This is a genomic window from Pseudomonas sp. BJa3 (assembly GCF_026343815.1).
Classification (GTDB): Bacteria; Pseudomonadota; Gammaproteobacteria; order Pseudomonadales; family Pseudomonadaceae; genus Aquipseudomonas; species Aquipseudomonas soli.
In genome coordinates this window covers 12,192-30,662 of record NZ_JAOXMC010000031.1, presented here as the reverse complement: position 1 = coordinate 30,662, position 18,471 = coordinate 12,192, and the positions used below count along the sequence as shown (strand labels likewise).

Genomic DNA, 18,471 nt, shown 5'->3' with positions numbered 1-18,471 from the left:
AGGGCCCGAAGGCCCTTTGATCATTCAACCCCCGAGGTACGCATCGCGTACCTTCGGGTCGGTCAGCAACGCTTCACCGGTACCCTGCATCACCACCTTGCCGTTCTCCAGCACATAGGCGCGGTCGGCGATCTTCAGCGCCTGGTTGGCGTTCTGCTCCACCAGGAACACGGTCACGCCATCGCGGCGCAGCTGTTCGATGATGTCGAAGATCTGCTGGATGATGATCGGCGCGAGGCCCAGCGATGGTTCGTCCAGCAACAGCAGCTTGGGCTTGCTCATCAGCGCCCGGCCGATGGCCAGCATCTGCTGCTCGCCACCGGACATGGTGCCGCCACGCTGGATGTAACGCTCCTTCAGACGCGGGAACAGTTGCAGGACCTTGTCCAACTGCTCCTGGTAGTCGCCCTTGTTGGTGAAGAAGCCGCCCATGGCCAGGTTTTCCTCGACGGTCAGGCGGGCGAACACGCGGCGACCTTCCGGCACTACCGCGATGCTCTTGCGCATGATGTGCGACGACGGTTGGCCGACCAGTTCCTCGCCCAGGTACTTGATGCTGCCGCTGCTCGCCTGGGGCGAGCCGCACAGGGTCATCAGCAAGGTCGACTTGCCGGCGCCGTTGGCGCCGATCAGGGTGACGATCTCGCCCTGGTTGATCTCGACGTTGACGCTGTGCAGCGCCTGGATCTTGCCGTAGAAGGTGGAAACGTTCTCGAACTTCAGCATTTACGCCTCCCCCAGGTAGGCCTTGATCACATCAGGGTTGCCGCGAATCTCTTCCGGCGTGCCGTCGGCCAGGGGCGTGCCCTGGTTGATCACCACGATGTGGTCGGAAATGCTCATCACCAGCTTCATGTCGTGCTCGATCAGCAGCACGGTCACGTTGTGCGATTCGCGCAGGTAGGCGATGAGGGCCTTGAGGTCCTCGGTCTCCTTGGGGTTCAAGCCGGCGGCCGGTTCGTCGAGCATGATGATCCGCGGTTGGGTCATCATGCAGCGGGCGATTTCCAGGCGCCGTTGCTGGCCGTAGGCCAGGGTGCCGGCGGTACGGTTGGCGAACTCGGTCAGGTTGACCTTCTCCAGCCAGTACTGGGCGCGCTCCATGGCCTCCTTCTCGCTGCGGCGGAAGCTCGGGGTCTTGAACAGGCCGGCGAAGAAGTTGGTGTTGAGGTGGCGGTGCTGGGCGATCAGCAGGTTTTCCAGCGCGGTCATTTCCTTGAACAGGCGCACGTTCTGGAAGGTTCGCACCACGCCCTTGCGGGCGATCTGATGGCCGGCCAGGCCCTGGATCGGCTGGCCGTCGAGCAGGATGGTGCCGCCGCTGGGCTTGTAGAAGCCGGTCAGGCAGTTGAACACGGTGGTCTTGCCGGCGCCGTTCGGGCCGATCAGTGCCACCACCTGTTTTTCCTTGACGGTCAGGGCCACGCCGTTGACCGCCAACAAGCCGCCGAAGCGCATGCTCAGGCCGCTGACTTGCAGAATTTCGCGGCTCATCGAGGCAGCTCCATGTGCGGACGTTGCATGGGCAGCAGGCCCTGCGGACGCCAGATCATCATCAACACCATCAGCGCACCGAACATCAGCATCCGGTATTCGCTGAACTCACGCATCATCTCCGGCAGCAGGATCATCACGATGGCCGCGAGAATCACGCCCAACTGCGAACCCATGCCCCCCAGCACGACGATGGCGAGGATGATCGCCGACTCGATGAAGGTGAACGACTCCGGTGTCACCAGGCCCTGGCGGGCGGCGAAGAAGCTGCCGGCGAAACCGGCGAAGCAGGCACCCAGGGTGAACGCCGAGAGCTTGATCACGGTTGGGTTCAGGCCCAGCGCGCGGCAGGCGATCTCGTCTTCACGCAGCGCTTCCCAGGCACGGCCGATCGGCATGCGCAGCAGGCGGTTGATCACGAACAGCGCCAGCAGGGCCAGCAGCAGGGCGACCAGGTAGAGGAAGATGACCTTGTTGATCGAGTTGTATTCCAGCCCGAAGAACTCGTGGAAGGTCTGCATCCCCTCGGCGGCGCGGCGCTCGAAGGTCAGGCCGAAGAACTCCGGCTTGGGGATGTTGCTGATGCCGTTGGGGCCGCCGGTCCAGTCGGTGAGGTTTCGCAGGAACAGGCGGATGATCTCGCCGAAGCCCAGGGTCACGATCGCCAGGTAGTCACCGCGCAGGCGCAGCACCGGGAAGCCGAGCAGGAAGCCGAAGGTCGCGGCCATCAGGCCGGCGATCGGCAGGCACACCCAGAAGCTCCAGCCCAGGTAGTGCGAGAGCATCGCGTAGCTATAGGCGCCGACGGCGTAGAAACCTACGTAACCCAGGTCGAGCAGGCCCGCAAGGCCGACCACGATGTTCAGGCCCAGGCCCAGCAACACGTAGATCAGGATCAGCGTGGCGATGTCGACCGCGCCGCGGGAGCCGAAGAACGGCCAGATCAGGGCGGCGACGATCAGGCCCATGATCACCCAGCGCTGGGTTTTCGGGAGGGTCAGGAAGTTGCTCACTGAAGGCGGTACCAGCTTGCGCTCCGAGCGGCGGCCCATCACCGCGCTCCACTGCTTGTCGAACAAGACCCGCAGGAACATCAGCACCGAGCACGCGGCGATGATGCCGATGGTGAACGAACCCTGGCTATGCACCACCAGGCTGATGCCATCGATGCTGAGTTTCAGGCCCAGCACCGGGAAGGCCACGGCCCAGACCAGCAAGGCGCTGAAGAACGCCTGTTTGAGATTTCTGTTCATACTTTTTCAACCTCCGGGCGGCCCAGGATGCCGGTCGGCCGGAACAGCAGGACAAGAACCAAAAGACCGAATGCCACCACGTCCTTGTACTGGTCGCCGAAGATGTCGGCGCCGAACGCTTCGGCCACGCCCAGCACCAGCCCGCCGAGCATGGCGCCCGGGATGCTGCCGATGCCGCCCAGTACCGCCGCGGTGAAGGCCTTCAGACCCACCAGAAAACCGGCGTTGGGGTTGATCACTCCGTACTGCATGCTCAGCAGCACGGCCGCCACCGCCGCCAGCGCGGCACCGATGACGAAGGTCAGGGCGATGATGTTGTTGGTGTTGATGCCCAGCAGGTTGGCCATCTTGATGTCCTCGGCGCAGGCGCGGCAGGCGCGCCCCAGGCGGGAACGGGAGATGAACAGGGTGAGGCAGGTCATGGCGACGAGGGTCACCACGAACACCAGGATCTGCATGTACGAGACCAGCACTTCCTCAGCGCCCCCCGGGCCGAACGAGAAGCTACCGGGGATCAGGTTGGGGATGGACTTGTCTTTCGAGTCCTGTGACAGCAGGACGGTGTTCTGCAGGAAGATCGACATGCCGATGGCGGAGATCAGCGGGATCAGCCGGTTGCTGTTGCGCAGCGGCCGGTAGGCGACCCGTTCGATGCTGTAGCCGTAGGCACTGGTGACGAAGATCGTGGCGACGAAGGCCACGGTCATCAGGATCGGCAACGAGTGGATGCCCATCATGGCCAGCCCGGCGAGGGCGATGAAGGCCACGTAGGAACCGATCATGTACACCTCGCCGTGGGCGAAGTTGATCATGCCGATGATGCCGTACACCATCGTGTAACCGATGGCGATCAGCGCGTAGGTACTGCCGATGGTCAATCCGTTAACCAGTTGTTGTAGGAAATGGTAGATCTCAGGCATTACAGCGCTCCTAAAAACCTGATTTGCATTTCTCTGGCGGGGGATGACCCCGGCCCCTTGTTCTCGTGGTCTTCGCCACGTGATCTTTTTGCGGGCACGGCCAGGAAACCGCGGGTGACGGTTTTAAGATTTTCAGGTGAACCGGCTCCCGGATCACGGGAATCAGGCTCATGAACCTCGTAAAACAAAGCCCACTGCTCGCACAGTGGGCTTCTCGGTCAGCTATTAGTCACGCAGTTACTGAGGGGAGACTTCGGTCTTCGGCTTGCCGAAGTGCCATTCGTAGACCACGAACTTGAAGTCTTTCAGGTCGCCCTTGTCGTCATACGACAGGTCGCCGGTCGGGGTCTTGAAGGTGCCTTTGTGAATGGCGGCGGCCACCTTGTCGGTGTCTTCGGAGCCGGCAGCCTTGATGCCCTGGGCGATCAGTTCGACAGCCGAGTAGGCCGGGAACACGAACGGACCGCTTGGGTCCTTGCCGTCGGCCTTGATGGCGTCGACGATGGCCTTGTTCTCAGGTGCTGCGTCGAACGACTTGGGCAGGGTCACCAGCAGGCCTTCGGAAGCGCCCTGGGCGATCTGCGAGATGGAGTCGTTACCCACGCCTTCCGGGCCCATGAACTTGGCTTTCAGGCCTTTCTCTTGTGCCTGGCGCAGGATCAGGCCCAGCTCCGGGTGGTAGCCGCCGTAGTAGACGAAGTCGACGTTGTTCTGCTTGAGTTTCTGGATGATCGAGGAGAAGTCCTTGTCACCGGCGTTCAGGCCTTCGAAGACGGCGACCTTGGTGCCTTTGCCTTCCAGGGTGGTCTTGACCGCGGTGGCGATGCCTTCGCCGTACTGCTGCTTGTCGTGCAGCACCGCAACGACCTTCGGCTTGACGTGGTCGGCGATGTAGTTGCCGGCGGCCGGGCCCTGGGCGCTGTCCAGGCCGATGGTGCGGAAGATCAGCTTGTAGCCACGGGCGGTGATTTCCGGGGAGGTGGCGGCTGGGGTGATCATGATCACGCCTTCGTCTTCGTAGATGTCGGACGCAGGCTGGGTGGAGCTGGAGCACAGGTGGCCGATCACGTACTTGACGCCATCGTTGACCACTTTGTTGGCGACGGCCACGGCCTGTTTAGGGTCGCACGCGTCGTCGTATTCCTTGGCTTCGAGCATCTTGCCATCGACGCCGCCCTTGGCGTTGATGTCCTTGATTGCCTGTTTGGCGCCAACGAACTGCATGTCGCCGTACTGGGTCACCGGCCCGGTCTTGGGACCGGCGATGCCGATCTTGATGGTGTCGGCGGCAAACGAATGGCTGGCGACTCCGGCCAGAACCATCGCGGCAAACAGCTTGGAAATCTTGATCATAGTGCTCCACTCATTCTGTTGTAATTCTTATAGTCCTGAGGCCAGGGCTACAGACCGGGCGGGATTTGCGGCCTGGCTACGCCAATGCCGTAAGCCCACCTTCCCCCGGAACATGTCCCGGAACTGTACCGGTACAGTGTAGAGCGCTGTCCGAGCGCTTGAAAAGCGGGCGAAAAGCGTCTGTCTCAAGGGGTGTCGCTTGATCGACATAAAGATACAGAAAAGCGCCATCACTTTGCCTGTATTCCCGGCCCGCCCCCACAAGTTCGGGCCTGATCGACCAAATTACGTATTTGAAACCGGGTTTTTCTGCAAAAATGCCGGCCTTTTTGTTGGCCGATCTTTGCGCAGGTAAACCCATGACTGATCAAGTAAGCACCCTCTATGCCAAACTGCTCGGCGAGACCGCCGTCATCGAGTGGAAAGCCCTGGAGCGTTTCTGGGCCAAGGGTGACCTGATTTGGGTCGACCCCAGCCTCGACCTGATCGCTGTTGCCGAGGCGATGGCCGAGAATCACGGCGAGATCTTCGCCAAGTGGCGCAATGATGGCACTGTCGGGCCGGTCTCCGCCGAGCAGGCGCTCGACCTGCAAACCCGCGATCCAGAGATCTGGGCGGTGGTGGTTTCGCCGTTCATCGTGATCCAGACGAAGAAAGCGGAATAAGCGCGGGCTTTTTTAGTGCGTGAAAACGCGCAAACGCTCCGCAATGGTGCGCGTTGACGCTCACGTAAGGTGGAAGTTGGTAACAGTGGCGGGGTAGTTCGGCGGGGCGGTAACAGTTTACGGGATGCGTAAATAGGGCCGCTTTGCGGCCCCAACTGAATCAGTAGTCCACACGCCCGGTATGGCTGTTCAGCGAAATCACCCGGGTCTTGCCGATGCGGTGGCGGAAGATCTCGCGCAGGTACTTCACCGCCTTCTTCACGCACTCGCGCGACAGGCGGATATCATTGATCGAGACGAAGCGGCTCTTGTCGTTGATCAGTTCGCGGTACTTCTTCTCGTACATCGGCTTGATCGCGTACCAGTTGGTGTCGAGGATCTTCGCCGGGTTCTCGAACTCGTTGAGCAGGTCGTCGATGCTGTCCTCATCGAAGTGCTCGCTGGTGATGAAGTCGAGGATCGCATTGTCCATGGTGTCGTCGAAGCGGTACGGGTTGCGCGCGAAGCAACGCTTGATGAACGCCACGATCAGCGTGAGGAAATCGTCCGACAGGCACGGGCTCTTGGCGATCAGGGTGGTCAGCGACAGGTTGGCCGAGGCGCCGATCACCAGCGCATAGCGCTTGAGCGTGGTGTTGGGGAACAGGCTGTTGAGGTGGGTCTTGAGCCGGTTCAGGTCCATGTACGACAGCTTATAGTCCTTGGGCAGTGAGACGATCGACACCACCGACGAACAGTTCTTGAAGAAGTGCAGGTCGTGCAGCGCCGCGGCGTCGTAGCCCGAGGCCTGGTATTGCTCCAGCGCGGCGCGGTAGCGGCGCGACTCGATCGGCAGCAGGCTGATGCCTTCGATGGCCTGGGTCTGCTTGTTGAAGTGCGGCAGGTCGATGGAGCGGAAGAACAGGTCGTCGATGTCCAGGCGCGGCTGTTCACGCTCGAACACCTTGAACTTGTCCGACCCTGCCGGCGGCACTTCCGGCACCACCGACTCGGCATAGGCGATCGCCACGGGGCCGGCCAGGCTCATGAACAGGTCGTTGGCGTCCAGGCGGATGGTCTCGCCGATATCGATGCCGGCGCGGCGGAAGTAGTTCTGGTCGTAGTCGGTGGTCACCGCCTGCGCCGTGAGGATGTTGAAGATCTGCTGGGAGATGTACTGGTTGGCGTGCTTCTCCATGGCGTTGACGTCGATGTTCTGGATCGTGCCGTCGTCGCTCTCCTCGGCGTAGCGCATGATGTCGTTGGAGATCAGCATCATCGCGTTCCACGGGCGGATGCGGCCCATGACGCTGGCCTCGCTGCTGTCTTCATTGTCGAAGTTGTACGAGAAGTCCCATTCCTCCGACAGGTATTTGCACAGCAGGCGCCCGGCGTTGATATGGAGCGCCTCGGACATTTCGCTGCGGTGATCGGAGGCATTGGGCAGCACGCAGATACCGCTGGTGAAGATCGGCTCGAACACAAACGAATGCCCGCTCTTGCCGTCGTTCTCGTCGGCCGGCTTGGTATCGAAGGTCTTGTTCATATACGAATACTGCTGGGCCAGGCCGAATTCCGAGGCCATGCCCGAGCCGGTACCGCCGCCGGCGCTGAAGATGTAGAAGTACAGGCGCGACTGGTTGGCCTTGATGCCGCAGGAGTCGATCAGGTACGAGTGGATCAGCTTCCAGTCGGCGCTGGAGAAACGCTGGGTGTCCTTGTTGAGGATGATCTTGGCCAGGTACTGGCCGAGGATCGGCGCGTTGCCGGCGCCGCCGGCATGCACCTCGGACAGGTCCATGATTTTCATCTTGCTGTAGTCGCGCAAAAAACCGCCGCGCTCGCCCTTGCGCGAGAAGCGAATGCGCCCGGCGATGTCCTTGTCCAGGTCGCCCAGCATCACCAGCGGCTCTACCAGGAACACTGGTTTGGCGGCCTTGTTCTGCACCAGGCGCAGGTTTTGGCGGATCCAGCGTGCCGGGCTGTAGCCCGCGTCGCCCTTGAAACGGTCTTCGTTGTTGTACTCATTGAGGAAGAAGGTGCGCGCGTTGTACACCAGCTCCGCCACATCCAGGGCGATGTTCGAGCCGCAACGACCCAGGCCGATCAGGCACACCGACGGGAACTGCTGCTCCAGGCGCAGCTGGTCCTCGTCCTCGACATGCAGATTGGGCGGGAACACCAGGTCGCGCAGGCCGTCGAGGTTGTCGAGGATGCGCTGGATGTCCTGCTCGGTGAAGTACAGGTACTGTTGCGCCGGCATGCTGCGCGCCGCGGGCAGGTCTCGAGCACCGCCGGCGGTCAGCGAGTGGGTGCTGAGGGAGGGCTCGGGAGCCGCATTGGCAGAAGTGTTCGTAGAGGTCATAGTGCGCCATTTGCCTGGAGTGGTTGGCTTCCCGGTGATGCATGTCATCTAGCCATCACGGAGAAATTTCGCGACTTTATCAGTGCGTCTTTTTCTTGTGCGATAGGGGGTTTCCTTAGTCGGACTAAGGTTTTTCCTTTCTCACCCGCATTGCATCGTCCGTTTGTCACGCTTCTTTAATCTGGAGTTGCTCATGAGTACTGCGTTGCCTTCGTTGGGGTTTGCCGGGATCGGTCTGATGGGCCTGCCGATGTGCCGTCGGCTGCTGGCCGCGGGCTATCCGCTGACCGTGTGGAACCGCAGCCCGGATAAATGCGCCGAGCTGGTTGCCGCCGGCGCCCAGCTGGCCGGCAGCCCTGCCGAGCTGTGCCAGGCGGCGGACATGGTGCTGCTGTGCCTCGCCGACACGGCGGTGGTGCGCGAGGTGGTGTTCGGTGAGCAGGGCATCGCCCGGGGCGGGCGCAGTGGCCAACTGCTGGTGGACTTCTCCAGCCTCGAGCCGACCGCCACTCGGGAGATGGCGGCGGAACTGGCGGCTTTGTGCGGCATGGCCTGGCTTGATGCTCCAGTGTCCGGCGGCACGCCGGGGGCCGAGGCAGGCACCCTGGCAATCATGGTCGGGGGCGAGGCGAGCGACCTGCAGCGAGCGCGCCCGGTGCTGCAAACCCTGGGCCAACGGGTGACGCACATGGGCGCGGTGGGAGCCGGCCAGGTGACCAAGGCGTGCAACCAGATGATCGTGGCTTGCAATGCGTTAGTGATCGCCGAAGTGGTGGCGTTGGCTGAACAGTCAGGGGTCGATGCACGGCTGATCGCCGAGGCGCTGGCCGGCGGGTTTGCCGACTCGAAACCCTTGCAGATCCTCGCCCCGCAAATGGCCGAAAGCCGCTTCGAGCCGGTCAAGTGGCACGTGCGCACCTTGCTCAAGGATCTCGACACCGCAGTGAAATTCTCCCGCGAGCAGGGCTCGGCGACGCCGCTCAGTGGCCTCGCCGCGCAACTGATGCGCCTGCACGGTAGCCAGGGTTATCTGCAAAAAGATCCGGCGACCCTGGTAGCGCTGTATCGCAGCAAGGACTGAGCTCGCCCGGCTGGCGGTCTAGCCGTTCGAGGATCGGCCGCAGCTCGGCCAGCGGCACCGGGCGGCTGAGCAGGTAGCCTTGCAGGTAGTCGCAGCCGTGGCTGGCGAGGAATTCGTGCTGCTCGACAGTCTCGACGCCTTCGGTGACCACTTTCAGGTGCAGGGTATGGGCCATGATGATGATCGCCTGGACGATCTCGCGGTCTTTCTGGCTGCCGGGCACGTCCTGGATGAACGAGCGGTCGATCTTCAGCACGTCCAGCGGCAGGCGCTTGAGGTACGCCAGCGATGAATAGCCGGTGCCGAAATCATCGATCGACAGCGCCACGCCCTGGGCACGGATGTGCTTGAGCAGGCTGATGGTGTGGTGGATGTCGCCCATCAGGGCGTTTTCGGTGACCTCCAGCTCCAGCTGGCGGGGCGCGAGGCCGGCCTGGAACAAGGCCATTTCCACCTCGGTGGCGAGCTCCTCGCGGCCCAGGGTGAGGGCCGAGCAGTTCACCGTGACCTTGAGATCGCCATAGCCATGGCGGTTGAGCTGGGCCAGGTCCTCACAGGCCCGGCGCAGTACCCACAGGTCCAGTTCGGCGATCAGGCCGTTGGCTTCGGCAATACAGATGAAACGGTCGGGGCTGAGCAGGCCATGTTGTGGGTGTTGCCAGCGCACCAGGGCCTCGAGCTTGGCCACCTGGCCGCTGCGCAGGTCGAAGATCGGCTGGTAGTGCACGCACAGGCCGCGCTCTTCGAACAACGCCACGCGCAGTTCTTCTTCCAGTTGCAGCTCGAGGGTGGCGCGAGTCTTCAGGCCGTTGTTGAAGAAGTTCAGGCTGTTGCGCCCGCAGCCTTTGGACTGGTACAGCGCCAGGTCGGCGTTCTTCAGCAGTTCCTCGGTGCTCTGGCCGTCGTCGGGGAAGATGCTGATGCCGATGCTGGTGGTCATCACCATGCGCCGGCCCGCCAGGTCGATCGGCTCCTTCATGCGCTGCATGATGCGCTGTGCCAGGTGCCGCGCCTCGTCGCGGCTGTTGAGGCTGGTGACGATGCAGAACTCGTCGCCACCGAAGCGGGCCACCAGGTCCTGGCCGCGGGTGGCCGCCTTGATATGGTCGGCGATGACCTTGAGAAGCTCGTCGCCAGCGGCATGCCCGAGGCTGTCGTTGATCCGCTTGAAGTGGTCGATGTCGAGGAACATCACCGCGAGCATGCCCTCATTGGCGGCCTGCTCGGCCAGGCGCTCGGCGAATACCTGGTTGAAGCCGCGACGGTTGACCAGGTTGGTCAGGGCATCGTAGTGGGCGGCCTGCTGCAGCGAGGCACGGGCCTGGTCGAGCTGGCTGAGCAGTACGTTGACCCGGCGCAGGTCGTGCTCCTTGCTCTGCAGCTTCTTGTCGGCCAACGCCGCGCTGATGCTGCCAGCGCTGATCAGCAGCGTGATGACGGCGATGGTCAGCGCCAGTTGCAGGCTGTTGTCGGCCGAAGGCAGGCGCAGCGCGGTCTCGCTGGGGATCACCAGGGTCATCGCCGCCATGCCAGTGAAATGGGTCAGGACGATACCTGCGGCCATCAACAGGCTGGCGCCGTACTTGAGCAGCAGGTGCAAGGTGCCGCTGCCCTTGTTGAAATAGCGCGCCATCAGCAGCGCCACCAGGCTGGTGAGCACGGCGATGCCGATAGAGGCGAGGAGCAGGCCGGTCTGGTAGTACTGCTGGGCGCTGGTCTGCAGGGCGGCCATGCCGGTGTAGTGCATGACACTGATGCCCAGGCCGATGAACAGCGCGGTCTGCAGGTAGTGGCGCAGGCGCATCTGGCTGCGGTTGAGGCTGTTCATCGCCAGCCAGGCAGCCAGCAGCGCCACCAGCAGTGACAGGCCGGTCAGCGGGGCGTCGAAGTGGATTTCCAGGGGCGCCTGGAAGGCCAGCATGCTGATGAAATGCATGGCCCAGATGCCCCCGGCCAGGCAGCAGGCACCGAGCACACGCCATTGGCGGCGGGCGAAGCGGTCTTCGCATTGGCTCTGGCGTTCGCTCATGTCCAGGGTGGCGAAACAGGCGGCGCTGGCCACGATGAAGGCAAGCAGCACCAGGAAGGGGTTGTGTCGGCAGTCGAGGATGATCTGTCCGGTCGCCGGCAGCTCGGCGAACAATTGCAGTCCCAGCCACTCCATTGCAGGCCTCTTCGTCGAGTCTTCACTCGTCCCCAAAAAGCACGGATGGAGACTGTTCCTGCTGGAGTATAGGAACGGGTACCTAAGCCTTCCTGATTAATGGCAATTTGATTTCTACCATTTGGATATGGAGGCAATAGCCAGATGGTCTAAATGAATGGTTTGCAGGCCGTAACGAGAGCGGGGCAAGCCTGCTCCCTGCAATTCCGGGCCGGAATTGTGGGAGCGGGCTTGCCCCGCGATGACCGCCATGGGATCAACCGGCGACGAGCACCCGGATTGCCTCGAGGCGCAGTGCCGCTTTTTCCAGCGCCGCCAGGCCCTCTTCTCGCTGCTTGCGCAGGGCGTCGATCTCGCTGTCGCGCACGCTCGGGTTGACGGCCTTCAACGCAGTCAGGCGCGCCAGCTCCTCGTCGGCTTCGGCGGCGAGGCGTTGGCGGGCCTGGGCCACGCGCTCGTCGTGGGTTGGCAGGACCTTGGCCTCGCCCGCGGCGATGCGTTTGGCCAGCACGTCGCGCTGGGCCTGGATGAACTTGTTGGCGCTGGCCTTGGGCACGCTTTCAAGCTGGTCGTTGAGGGTTTCGAAGGCCACCCGCGGACCCAGGTCGTTGCCGTTGGTGTCGAGCAGGCAGCGCAGCGCGGCCGGCGGCAGGTAGCGCCCCAGCTGCAGGCTGCGCGGTGCCACCACTTCGCTGACATAGAGCAGTTCGAGCAGCACGGTACCGGGCTTGAGCGCCTTGTTCTTGATCAGCGCCACGGCGGTGTTGCCCATCGAGCCGGACAACACCAGGTCCATGCCACCCTGGACCATCGGGTGCTCCCAGGTGAGGAACTGCATGTCCTCGCGCGACAGCGCCTGGCCGCGGTCGTAAGTGATGGTCACGCCTTCGTCGTCACCCAGCGGGAAGCTGGCGTCGAGCATCTTCTCGCTTGGCTTGAGGATCAGGGCGTTTTCCGAGTGGTCCTCGCTGTCGATACCGAAGGCGTCGAACAGGGTTTCCATGTAGATCGGCAGGGCGAACTGGTCGTCCTGCTCAAGGATTGCCTCGACCAGCGCCTGGCCTTCGCCTGCGCCACCGGAGTTGAGCTCCAGCAGGCGGTCACGACCGGTGTGCAGCTCGGCCTCCAGGCGCTCGCGTTCGGCGCGGGCCTCGCCGACCAGCTGGGTCCAGCCTTTGTCGTCGCCACCGGCCAGCTGTTGCAGCAGGCGCGGGCCGAACTGATGTTGCAGGGCGTTGCCGGTCGGGCAGGTGTTGAGGAAGGCGTTGAGGCCTTCGTGGTACCACTGGAACAGGCGCTCTTGCGGGCTGTCCTGCAGGTACGGGATGTGCAGTTGGATCGTGTGCTTCTGGCCGATCCGGTCGAGGCGGCCGATGCGTTGCTCGAGCAGGTCCGGGTGGGCCGGCAGGTCGAACATCACCAGGTGATGGGCGAACTGGAAGTTGCGGCCTTCGCTGCCGATCTCGGAACACACCAGCACCTGGGCGCCGAACTCTTCGTCGGCGAAGTAGGCGGCGGCGCGGTCGCGCTCGAGGATGCTCATGCCTTCATGGAACACCGAGGCCGGGATGCCGGAGCGCACGCGCAGGGCGTCTTCCAGGTCCATGGCGGTCTCGGCGTGGGCGCAGATCACCAGGACCTTGGTGCGCTTGAGCATCTTCAGGGTGTCGATCAGCCAGTCGACCCGAGGGTCGAAACGCCACCAGCGCTCGTCGTCGCCGGCTTCGCCCTGGGCCTGGAAGGCCACTTCCGGGTACAGCTCGGCGCGCTCGCCCGAAGGCAGGTCGGCGTAGGCCTCGGGGTTGGCCAGCGGGTAGGGGTGCAGTTGGCGCTCGGGGAAGCCCTGGATCGCCGCACGGGTGTTGCGGAACAGCACGCGGCCGGTACCGTGGCGGTCGAGCAGTTCGCGGATCAGGCGCGCGCTGGCCTGGCTGTCGCCATCGCTGACTGCGGCCAGCAGTGCTTCGCCTTCGGCGCCGAGGAAGCCCTGAATGGTGGCGTGAGCGTTCGGCGACAGACGGCCTTCGTCGAGCAGCTCCTGTACGGCTTCGGCCACCGGGCGATAGTGCTCGCTTTCGGCGCGGAAGGCGGCCAGGTCGTGGAAGCGGTTGGGGTCGAGCAGGCGCAGGCGGGCGAAGTGGCTGTCCTGGCCGAGCTGTTCAGGCGTGGCGGTGAGCAGCAGCACGCCGGGAATCACCTGGGCCAGCTGCTCGACCAGCGAGTATTCGGGGCTGGCCTGCTCTTCGTGCCAGACCAGGTGGTGGGCCTCATCGACCACCATCAGGTCCCAGCCGGCGGCGAACAGCGCGTCCTGGGCCTTTTCGTCCTCGACCAGCCACTCCAGCGCCACCAGCGCCAGCTGGGCATCCTCGAACGGGTTGCTGGCGTCGCTTTCGATGAAGCGCTCGGCGTCGAACAGCGCAACCTGCAGGTTGAAGCGCCGGCGCATTTCCACCAGCCACTGGTGCTGGAGGTTTTCCGGTACCAGGATCAGTACGCGACTGGCGCGACCGGACAGCAGCTGGCGGTGGATGACCAGGCCGGCCTCGATGGTCTTGCCCAGGCCCACTTCGTCTGCCAGCAGTACGCGGGGAGCGATGCGGTCGGCCACTTCACGGGCGATGTGCAACTGGTGGGCGATAGGTTGGGCGCGCACGCCACCCAGGCCCCACAGCGTGGAGAGCATCTGCTTGCTGGTGTGCTGCAGGGTGTTGTAGCGCAGGGAGAACCACGACAGCGGGTCGATCTGCCCGGCGAACAGGCGGTCGCTGGCCAGGCGGAACTGAATGAAGTTGGACAGCTGCGTCTCGGGCAGTGTGCGCGGCTGGTTCTGCGGGTCGATGCCGTGATAGACCATCAGGCCGTCGATGTCCTCGACCTCCTGCACGGTGAGCTTCCAGCCTTCGAAATGGGTGATCAGGTCGCCTGGCGAGAAACGCACGCGGGTCAGCGGCGCATTGCGTAGCGAGTACTGGCGGGTGTCGCCCGTGGCCGGGTAGAGCACGGTCAACAGGCGGCCATCCTGCGCCAGGATGGTCCCAAGACCGAGCTCGGCCTCGCTGTCGCTGATCCAGCGTTGCCCCGGTTGATACTGCTGCGCCATACTGCCAAAACTCCCGCGATGAAAAAGCTGGCCATGTTACCGGATCGGCTGCGCCAGACCAAAGAATCTCAGTGAGTCTAGCGTGTTCATCGACGAACACCCGTCACGAGGGCCATGCGCCAACATGTTTGCCAAGCACCGCTGGTTGAACGTCACCTTGGGCCTGGGCAGCCTGGCGCTGCTGGCCGCCTGCGAACAGAAAAGCTTCGAGATCCTGCCGCCAATCCCGGTCGAACAACTGGAAGTGCTCGGTGTGCAGACGCCGATCAAGAGCGTGCACTTCCATGACCGCGAGGGCGAGGGCCTGCTGGTGCTGAGCCGGGTCGACGGCCAGGCCACCGACCCCGATACCGAGGAGGAAGTCGACAAGGTGGTGCTCAAGGCCACCCTGTATGGCCGTGCCGCCAGTGCCGATGTCTTCAAGCCGCGCTGGCAGATCGAGCAGGAGACCACCTGCGCCGGCCTGGACCTGGACGTCGACTTCTATACCGATGTCAGTGATGTCGGCGACCTGAACAAGGACGGTGTCGCCGAAGTGACAGTGGCCAGCCATGCCTTCTGCGGTGGCGGTATCGACCCCCACGACATCGCCATCGAGATGCGTGAAGGCCAGGCGATCTACACCATCACCGGTCAGTCGCTGATCAGCCCGCCCGGTGAGGACCCGTTCGGCGGCGAGCGCGAAGACAGCGCATCGTTGAAGAATGCCCCGCCAGGTGTGCGCGAACATATGGATGCGGTCTGGCAGCAGGTTTACAAGCGGCCATGGAGCGAGGCGAGCCCTCCACCCGACGACCCGGACGAAGACGCCGAGTAGGCCCGCGCTATACTCCAGCGCAATGCGGCGTTGTGACACGCCGCACACCTTCGACCGCAGGCATTCAAGGCGGCGTACCACCAGCCGACAACAAGGCTACAGGAGACCTCCCATGCTGCCGCCTATCATCCCGCTCAGTGCCGCCCCCGTGACCTCGCAACACGACCCGGTCAAGCCGCCGCCGACCATTGCGCCGGTGGTGCCCACGCAGCCGACCTCCAGCGATGGCACGATCGACCTGAAGAATCATCGTGATCCCGAAGAGCAGGCCTTGCTGCTGCGTGACGAGCAACGCCGCCAGCAAAAAAGGCGCAAGCAGGCTGAAGGTGATCGTTACGAGGCGCTGCCGGGCGAGGAACTCAACGCCGACAACACCGTGCCGGTGGCGCCGATGGGCGAGCGCACGCGCCAGGGGTTGCTGGTGGATATCGAAGTCTGACTAGTCAGCGCCCTGGCAAGCCTTCATTATTGAGGCCTCTGCTGTCCGTCGAGCCCGCCATGAGCCAAGACAACCTGATCGATTTCGGCGCCGAACGCGCCAAACGCATTCACGACCTCAATGACAAGCGCCTGGACGACATGCGCCAGGCCTTCGAGCAGGCCATGCCGCTGAGCCAGGCCAAGAAGAAAAAGCCCAAGGGCAAACCGAAGAAGCGCTGAAACTTGATGCAGGTCAACCCTGCACCCGCCTTCCGCGCCCGGCTCCGGGCGCCATTGACTCCGGTCAATTTTCCCCCTCCTCGCATTGGTTACCTTGCACCCATCGGATGACGGCACATCAAGGGAGGAGCCGACATGTTCTTCGACAACGTGGTTATCGCCGGGGTGGTAACAGTCGGGTTGATGTTGGCCTTCTTCGCCGGTCTGGGCATTTTCATCTGGAAGGACTCGAAAAAGCGCAACCAGCGCTGATCCTTCCCGATACACGAGCACGCAAGGCATTTAGGGCGACTTCGGTCGCCCATTTTTTTGCCTGCGAAAATCTGTCCATCTAGATGATTAGCTAGCTAATTAATCGTTTGCGCTTTATCCTCTCTTTCGTTGTCTATCTTTCTTCCTATTATCCCCTGCGCGCCCAAGGTCCGTTTCGTGCCCATCACCTTCCAGGCCCTGTTTGCCCCCAGCAGCCTCGCCCTCAAGTTCGCCATCAAGACCTTGCTCGGTGGCGGCCTGGCGTTGTGGCTGGCGATGCGCTGGGGCCTGGAGCAACCGGCGTGGGCGCTGATGACCGCCTTCATCGTCGCCCAGCCGTTGTCGGGGATGGTGGTGCAGAAGGGCTTGGCGCGGTTGGCCGGCACCCTGGTCGGCACCTGCATGTCGGTGGTGTTCATCGGCCTGTTTGCCCAGACCCCGTGGCTGTTCCTGCTGACCCTGGCCTTGTGGCTGGCCCTGTGCACCGCTGCCTCGACCCAACTGCGCAGCGCCTGGGCCTACGCGTTCGTGCTGGCCGGCTACACCGTGGCGATCATCGCCCTCCCGGCGATCGACCATCCGCTGCAGGTATTCGACCAGGCCGTGGCGCGCTGCACCGAGATCTGCCTGGGCATCGTCTGCGCCACCCTAACCAGCGCGCTGCTCTGGCCAATGCGCGTGGAGCAGCAACTGGCCGGCCAGGCTCGCCAGGCTTGGCACAACGGCCTGCAGGCGGCCAGCGCCATGCTTGGGGGCGAAGACGAGGCACGCAGCGGCCTGCTAGACAGCCTCGGGCGCATCGTCGCCATTGATGCCCAGCGCGAACACGCCTGGTTCGAAGGCAGCCGCGGCCGCCAACGCGCCCGGGCGATCAGCGGCCTGAGCCAGTCACTGATGGTGCTTTTGCGCATCTCACGCTCGGTGCGCAGACAGTGGCGCCAGCTTGAAGAGGGCGAAGCCAGGCATCTGGCGCCATGGCTGGAAGAGGTGCGCGCTCACCTGGCCAGCCCCGACCAGCCCAGCTTGCTGCTGTTGCGCCAGCGTGTCTGGGACGCCGCCCACGACGAGCGGATCAGCCCCGCCGAGCATTACTGCCTGGCGCGCCTGAGCTTGCTGCTGGACTACACGATGGCTTGCACCCAGGCCCTCGACGACGTCGAGCAGGGGCGGGCGCCAAGAAAGGCGACACAGAGCCTGGCAACTCATCGCGACCTGTCCCTTGCCCTGCTGTTCGGTTCGCGCAGCGCCCTGGCCTTCCTGGCCATGAGCAGTTTCTGGCTGGCCACGGCCTGGCCATCGGCGCCAGGCGGCCTGGTGCTCACCTGTGTGGTCTGCAGCCTGTTCGCCAGCCGCGAGAACGGCGCGCAGATCGGCCTGAGTTTCCTGCGCGGTATCCTCCTGGCCATCCCGGTGGCGTTCCTGGTGGGGCAGATCCTGCTGCCGCAATGGAGCAGCTTCGCCATGCTCTGCCTGGGCATGGGCGTGCCGCTGTTCTTCGGCGCACTGGGCATGGCCCATCCGCGTACCGGGGCGACTGCCACTTCCTATTGCCTGCACTTCATCGTTTTGGTGGCGCCGCTCAATGCCATGCATTTCGATGTGGCGACCATGCTCAACAGCGCCCAGGCCATGCTGCTGGGCGTGGGCGCCGCGGTAATGGCGTTCCGCTTGCTGGTGCTGCGCCACCCGGCCTGGCTTGGCCGGCGCCTGCGCGCGGCCACGCAAGGCGACCTGGTGCGCCTGACCCGGCGCGACCTGCGCGGCGCCGACAGCTGGTTCGGTGGGCGCATGGCCGACCGCCTGATGCAACTGGCGCGGCATGCCAGTGAGCTGCCCGAAGCCGAGCGCAAGCGCTGGGACGATGGCCTGCACGGTCTGGATATCGGTGACGAACTGGTGCACCTGCGCATGTGCCTGGCCGTGGCCAAGGCACCGCTGGGCAATGCCGAGCGCCAGTACCTGCAGCAGTTGCAGGCGGTACTCGCCAGCGGCCCGGCGCCGGGGCGGGGCCAGCGCCTGGACGCCGCCAGTGAAGAGTTCATCGAGGCCCTGCGCCGCCGGCCGCCCAGTGACCCGCTGCGCCTGGCCATCGGCGCGGTGCTGCAATTGCGCAAGAGCTGGGGCAAGTGGTGCCGCTGGCAGGAGGAAGCCCATGGAGTTGCGTGAGTGGGCAGTGGGCGGCGTGCTGCTCAGCCCGTTTTTGATCTATGTGTTGCTGGCGCTGGTGCTCACCGGGCTGTTGCGCTTCGTCGTGCAGGCCACCCCCCTGGGGCGCTGGATCTGGCACGAGGCGTTGTTCGACGCGGCGCTGTTCGTCTGTGTGCTGTATGGGGTGGTGCGCCTGTCAGGCCCTTTGTAAGGAGTA

Annotated in this window: 16 protein-coding genes; 8 read left to right on the top strand and 8 right to left on the bottom strand. The window is 63.8% G+C overall.

Annotation, left to right across the window (positions count from 1 at the left end; translation table 11 throughout):
• Nucleotides 1–24: 24 nt before the first annotated feature.
• The 5 genes from OH705_RS25855 to OH705_RS25835 form a co-directional block, all read right to left on the bottom strand.
• Complete coding sequence (locus tag OH705_RS25855) at nucleotides 25–726, bottom strand: ABC transporter ATP-binding protein (protein ID WP_023631160.1); 702 nt, start codon at nucleotides 724–726, stop codon at nucleotides 25–27.
• Entirely contained in the window at nucleotides 727–1,494 is a 768-nt protein-coding gene (gene livG / locus OH705_RS25850; protein WP_023631159.1) for a high-affinity branched-chain amino acid ABC transporter ATP-binding protein LivG, read from the bottom strand.
• Nucleotides 1,491–2,747: a high-affinity branched-chain amino acid ABC transporter permease LivM gene (locus OH705_RS25845; protein WP_094012560.1), complete on the bottom strand. Its 1,257-nt coding sequence runs from the start codon at nucleotides 2,745–2,747 to the stop codon at nucleotides 1,491–1,493. Before OH705_RS25845 ends, livG begins: the two co-directional genes overlap by 4 nt.
• Nucleotides 2,744–3,667 carry a high-affinity branched-chain amino acid ABC transporter permease LivH gene (gene livH / locus OH705_RS25840; protein WP_028692119.1) on the bottom strand — a complete coding sequence of 308 codons (924 nt, stop codon included), beginning with the start codon at nucleotides 3,665–3,667 and terminating at the stop codon, nucleotides 2,744–2,746. The genes OH705_RS25845 and livH overlap by 4 nt, the downstream gene beginning before the upstream one ends.
• A gap of 237 nt (nucleotides 3,668–3,904) precedes the next feature.
• Nucleotides 3,905–5,020 carry a branched-chain amino acid ABC transporter substrate-binding protein gene (locus tag OH705_RS25835; RefSeq protein ID WP_038706647.1) on the bottom strand — a complete coding sequence of 372 codons (1,116 nt, stop codon included), beginning with the start codon at nucleotides 5,018–5,020 and terminating at the stop codon, nucleotides 3,905–3,907.
• Nucleotides 5,021–5,379: 359 nt separating this feature from the next.
• Between OH705_RS25835 and OH705_RS25830 the strand changes: the two genes are divergently transcribed.
• Complete coding sequence (locus OH705_RS25830; protein WP_267303291.1) at nucleotides 5,380–5,685, top strand: DUF2288 domain-containing protein; 306 nt, start codon at nucleotides 5,380–5,382, stop codon at nucleotides 5,683–5,685.
• Nucleotides 5,686–5,845: 160 nt separating this feature from the next.
• Here OH705_RS25830 and OH705_RS25825 read toward each other — a convergent pair whose 3' ends face one another.
• Nucleotides 5,846–7,927: a hypothetical protein gene (locus OH705_RS25825; RefSeq protein ID WP_376786927.1), complete on the bottom strand. Its 2,082-nt coding sequence runs from the start codon at nucleotides 7,925–7,927 to the stop codon at nucleotides 5,846–5,848.
• 295 nt (nucleotides 7,928–8,222) lie between these two features.
• Here OH705_RS25825 and OH705_RS25820 point away from each other — a divergent pair, with 295 nt between their 5' ends.
• Nucleotides 8,223–9,110 (top strand): NAD(P)-dependent oxidoreductase, encoded by an 888-nt coding sequence (locus OH705_RS25820; RefSeq protein ID WP_267303289.1) that lies wholly within the window; start codon nucleotides 8,223–8,225, stop codon nucleotides 9,108–9,110.
• Here OH705_RS25820 and OH705_RS25815 read toward each other — a convergent pair.
• The gene (locus OH705_RS25815; protein ID WP_267303288.1) at nucleotides 9,010–11,274 is read right to left on the bottom strand and encodes a putative bifunctional diguanylate cyclase/phosphodiesterase; all 2,265 of its coding nucleotides are present in this window, start codon (nucleotides 11,272–11,274) and stop codon (nucleotides 9,010–9,012) included. The genes OH705_RS25820 and OH705_RS25815 overlap by 101 nt on opposite strands.
• A gap of 256 nt (nucleotides 11,275–11,530) precedes the next feature.
• A complete protein-coding gene (gene rapA / locus OH705_RS25810; RefSeq protein WP_094012557.1) occupies nucleotides 11,531–14,377 on the bottom strand; it encodes an RNA polymerase-associated protein RapA in 2,847 nt (948 codons plus the stop codon).
• A 124-nt stretch (nucleotides 14,378–14,501) separates the two neighbouring features.
• Here rapA and OH705_RS25805 point away from each other — a divergent pair, with 124 nt between their 5' ends.
• From OH705_RS25805 to OH705_RS25785, 6 genes are all read left to right on the top strand, one after another.
• Nucleotides 14,502–15,194, top strand: coding sequence for a M949_RS01915 family surface polysaccharide biosynthesis protein (locus OH705_RS25805; protein WP_023629473.1), 693 nt, complete (start codon nucleotides 14,502–14,504; stop codon nucleotides 15,192–15,194).
• Between the two features lie 112 nt (nucleotides 15,195–15,306).
• Nucleotides 15,307–15,633 carry a hypothetical protein gene (locus tag OH705_RS25800; protein WP_023629474.1) on the top strand — a complete coding sequence of 109 codons (327 nt, stop codon included), beginning with the start codon at nucleotides 15,307–15,309 and terminating at the stop codon, nucleotides 15,631–15,633.
• A gap of 59 nt (nucleotides 15,634–15,692) precedes the next feature.
• Nucleotides 15,693–15,854, top strand: coding sequence for a hypothetical protein (locus tag OH705_RS25795; RefSeq protein ID WP_094012556.1), 162 nt, complete (start codon nucleotides 15,693–15,695; stop codon nucleotides 15,852–15,854).
• Nucleotides 15,855–15,989: 135 nt separating this feature from the next.
• The gene (gene ccoM, locus OH705_RS29150; protein WP_023629476.1) at nucleotides 15,990–16,106 is read left to right on the top strand and encodes a cytochrome c oxidase subunit CcoM; all 117 of its coding nucleotides are present in this window, start codon (nucleotides 15,990–15,992) and stop codon (nucleotides 16,104–16,106) included.
• Nucleotides 16,107–16,283: 177 nt separating this feature from the next.
• On the top strand, nucleotides 16,284–18,272 hold the full coding sequence (locus OH705_RS25790) for an FUSC family protein (protein WP_267303287.1): 1,989 nt from the start codon (nucleotides 16,284–16,286) through the stop codon (nucleotides 18,270–18,272).
• Nucleotides 18,259–18,465: a DUF1656 domain-containing protein gene (locus OH705_RS25785; RefSeq protein WP_023632903.1), complete on the top strand. Its 207-nt coding sequence runs from the start codon at nucleotides 18,259–18,261 to the stop codon at nucleotides 18,463–18,465. The genes OH705_RS25790 and OH705_RS25785 overlap by 14 nt, the downstream gene beginning before the upstream one ends.
• Nucleotides 18,466–18,471 lie beyond the last annotated feature (6 nt).

Excerpts from the sequence above, each read along its gene's own strand:
- OH705_RS25855 (WP_023631160.1), bottom strand. The coding sequence starts at position 726 with ATGCTGAAGTTCGAGAACGTTTCCACCTTCTACGGCAAGATCCAGGCG.
- OH705_RS25815 (WP_267303288.1), bottom strand. The coding sequence starts at position 11,274 with ATGGAGTGGCTGGGACTGCAATTGTTCGCCGAGCTGCCGGCGACCGGA.
- OH705_RS25845 (WP_094012560.1), bottom strand. The coding sequence starts at position 2,747 with ATGAACAGAAATCTCAAACAGGCGTTCTTCAGCGCCTTGCTGGTCTGG.
- OH705_RS25785 (WP_023632903.1), top strand. The coding sequence starts at position 18,259 with ATGGAGTTGCGTGAGTGGGCAGTGGGCGGCGTGCTGCTCAGCCCGTTT.
- OH705_RS25795 (WP_094012556.1), top strand. The coding sequence starts at position 15,693 with ATGAGCCAAGACAACCTGATCGATTTCGGCGCCGAACGCGCCAAACGC.
- livH (WP_028692119.1), bottom strand. The coding sequence starts at position 3,667 with ATGCCTGAGATCTACCATTTCCTACAACAACTGGTTAACGGATTGACC.
- livG (WP_023631159.1), bottom strand. The coding sequence starts at position 1,494 with ATGAGCCGCGAAATTCTGCAAGTCAGCGGCCTGAGCATGCGCTTCGGC.
- OH705_RS25805 (WP_023629473.1), top strand. The coding sequence starts at position 14,502 with ATGTTTGCCAAGCACCGCTGGTTGAACGTCACCTTGGGCCTGGGCAGC.
- OH705_RS25825 (WP_376786927.1), bottom strand. The coding sequence starts at position 7,927 with ATGCCGGCGCAACAGTACCTGTACTTCACCGAGCAGGACATCCAGCGC.
- ccoM (WP_023629476.1), top strand. The coding sequence starts at position 15,990 with ATGTTCTTCGACAACGTGGTTATCGCCGGGGTGGTAACAGTCGGGTTG.
- OH705_RS25820 (WP_267303289.1), top strand. The coding sequence starts at position 8,223 with ATGAGTACTGCGTTGCCTTCGTTGGGGTTTGCCGGGATCGGTCTGATG.
- rapA (WP_094012557.1), bottom strand. The coding sequence starts at position 14,377 with ATGGCGCAGCAGTATCAACCGGGGCAACGCTGGATCAGCGACAGCGAG.
- OH705_RS25830 (WP_267303291.1), top strand. The coding sequence starts at position 5,380 with ATGACTGATCAAGTAAGCACCCTCTATGCCAAACTGCTCGGCGAGACC.
- OH705_RS25800 (WP_023629474.1), top strand. The coding sequence starts at position 15,307 with ATGCTGCCGCCTATCATCCCGCTCAGTGCCGCCCCCGTGACCTCGCAA.
- OH705_RS25835 (WP_038706647.1), bottom strand. The coding sequence starts at position 5,020 with ATGATCAAGATTTCCAAGCTGTTTGCCGCGATGGTTCTGGCCGGAGTC.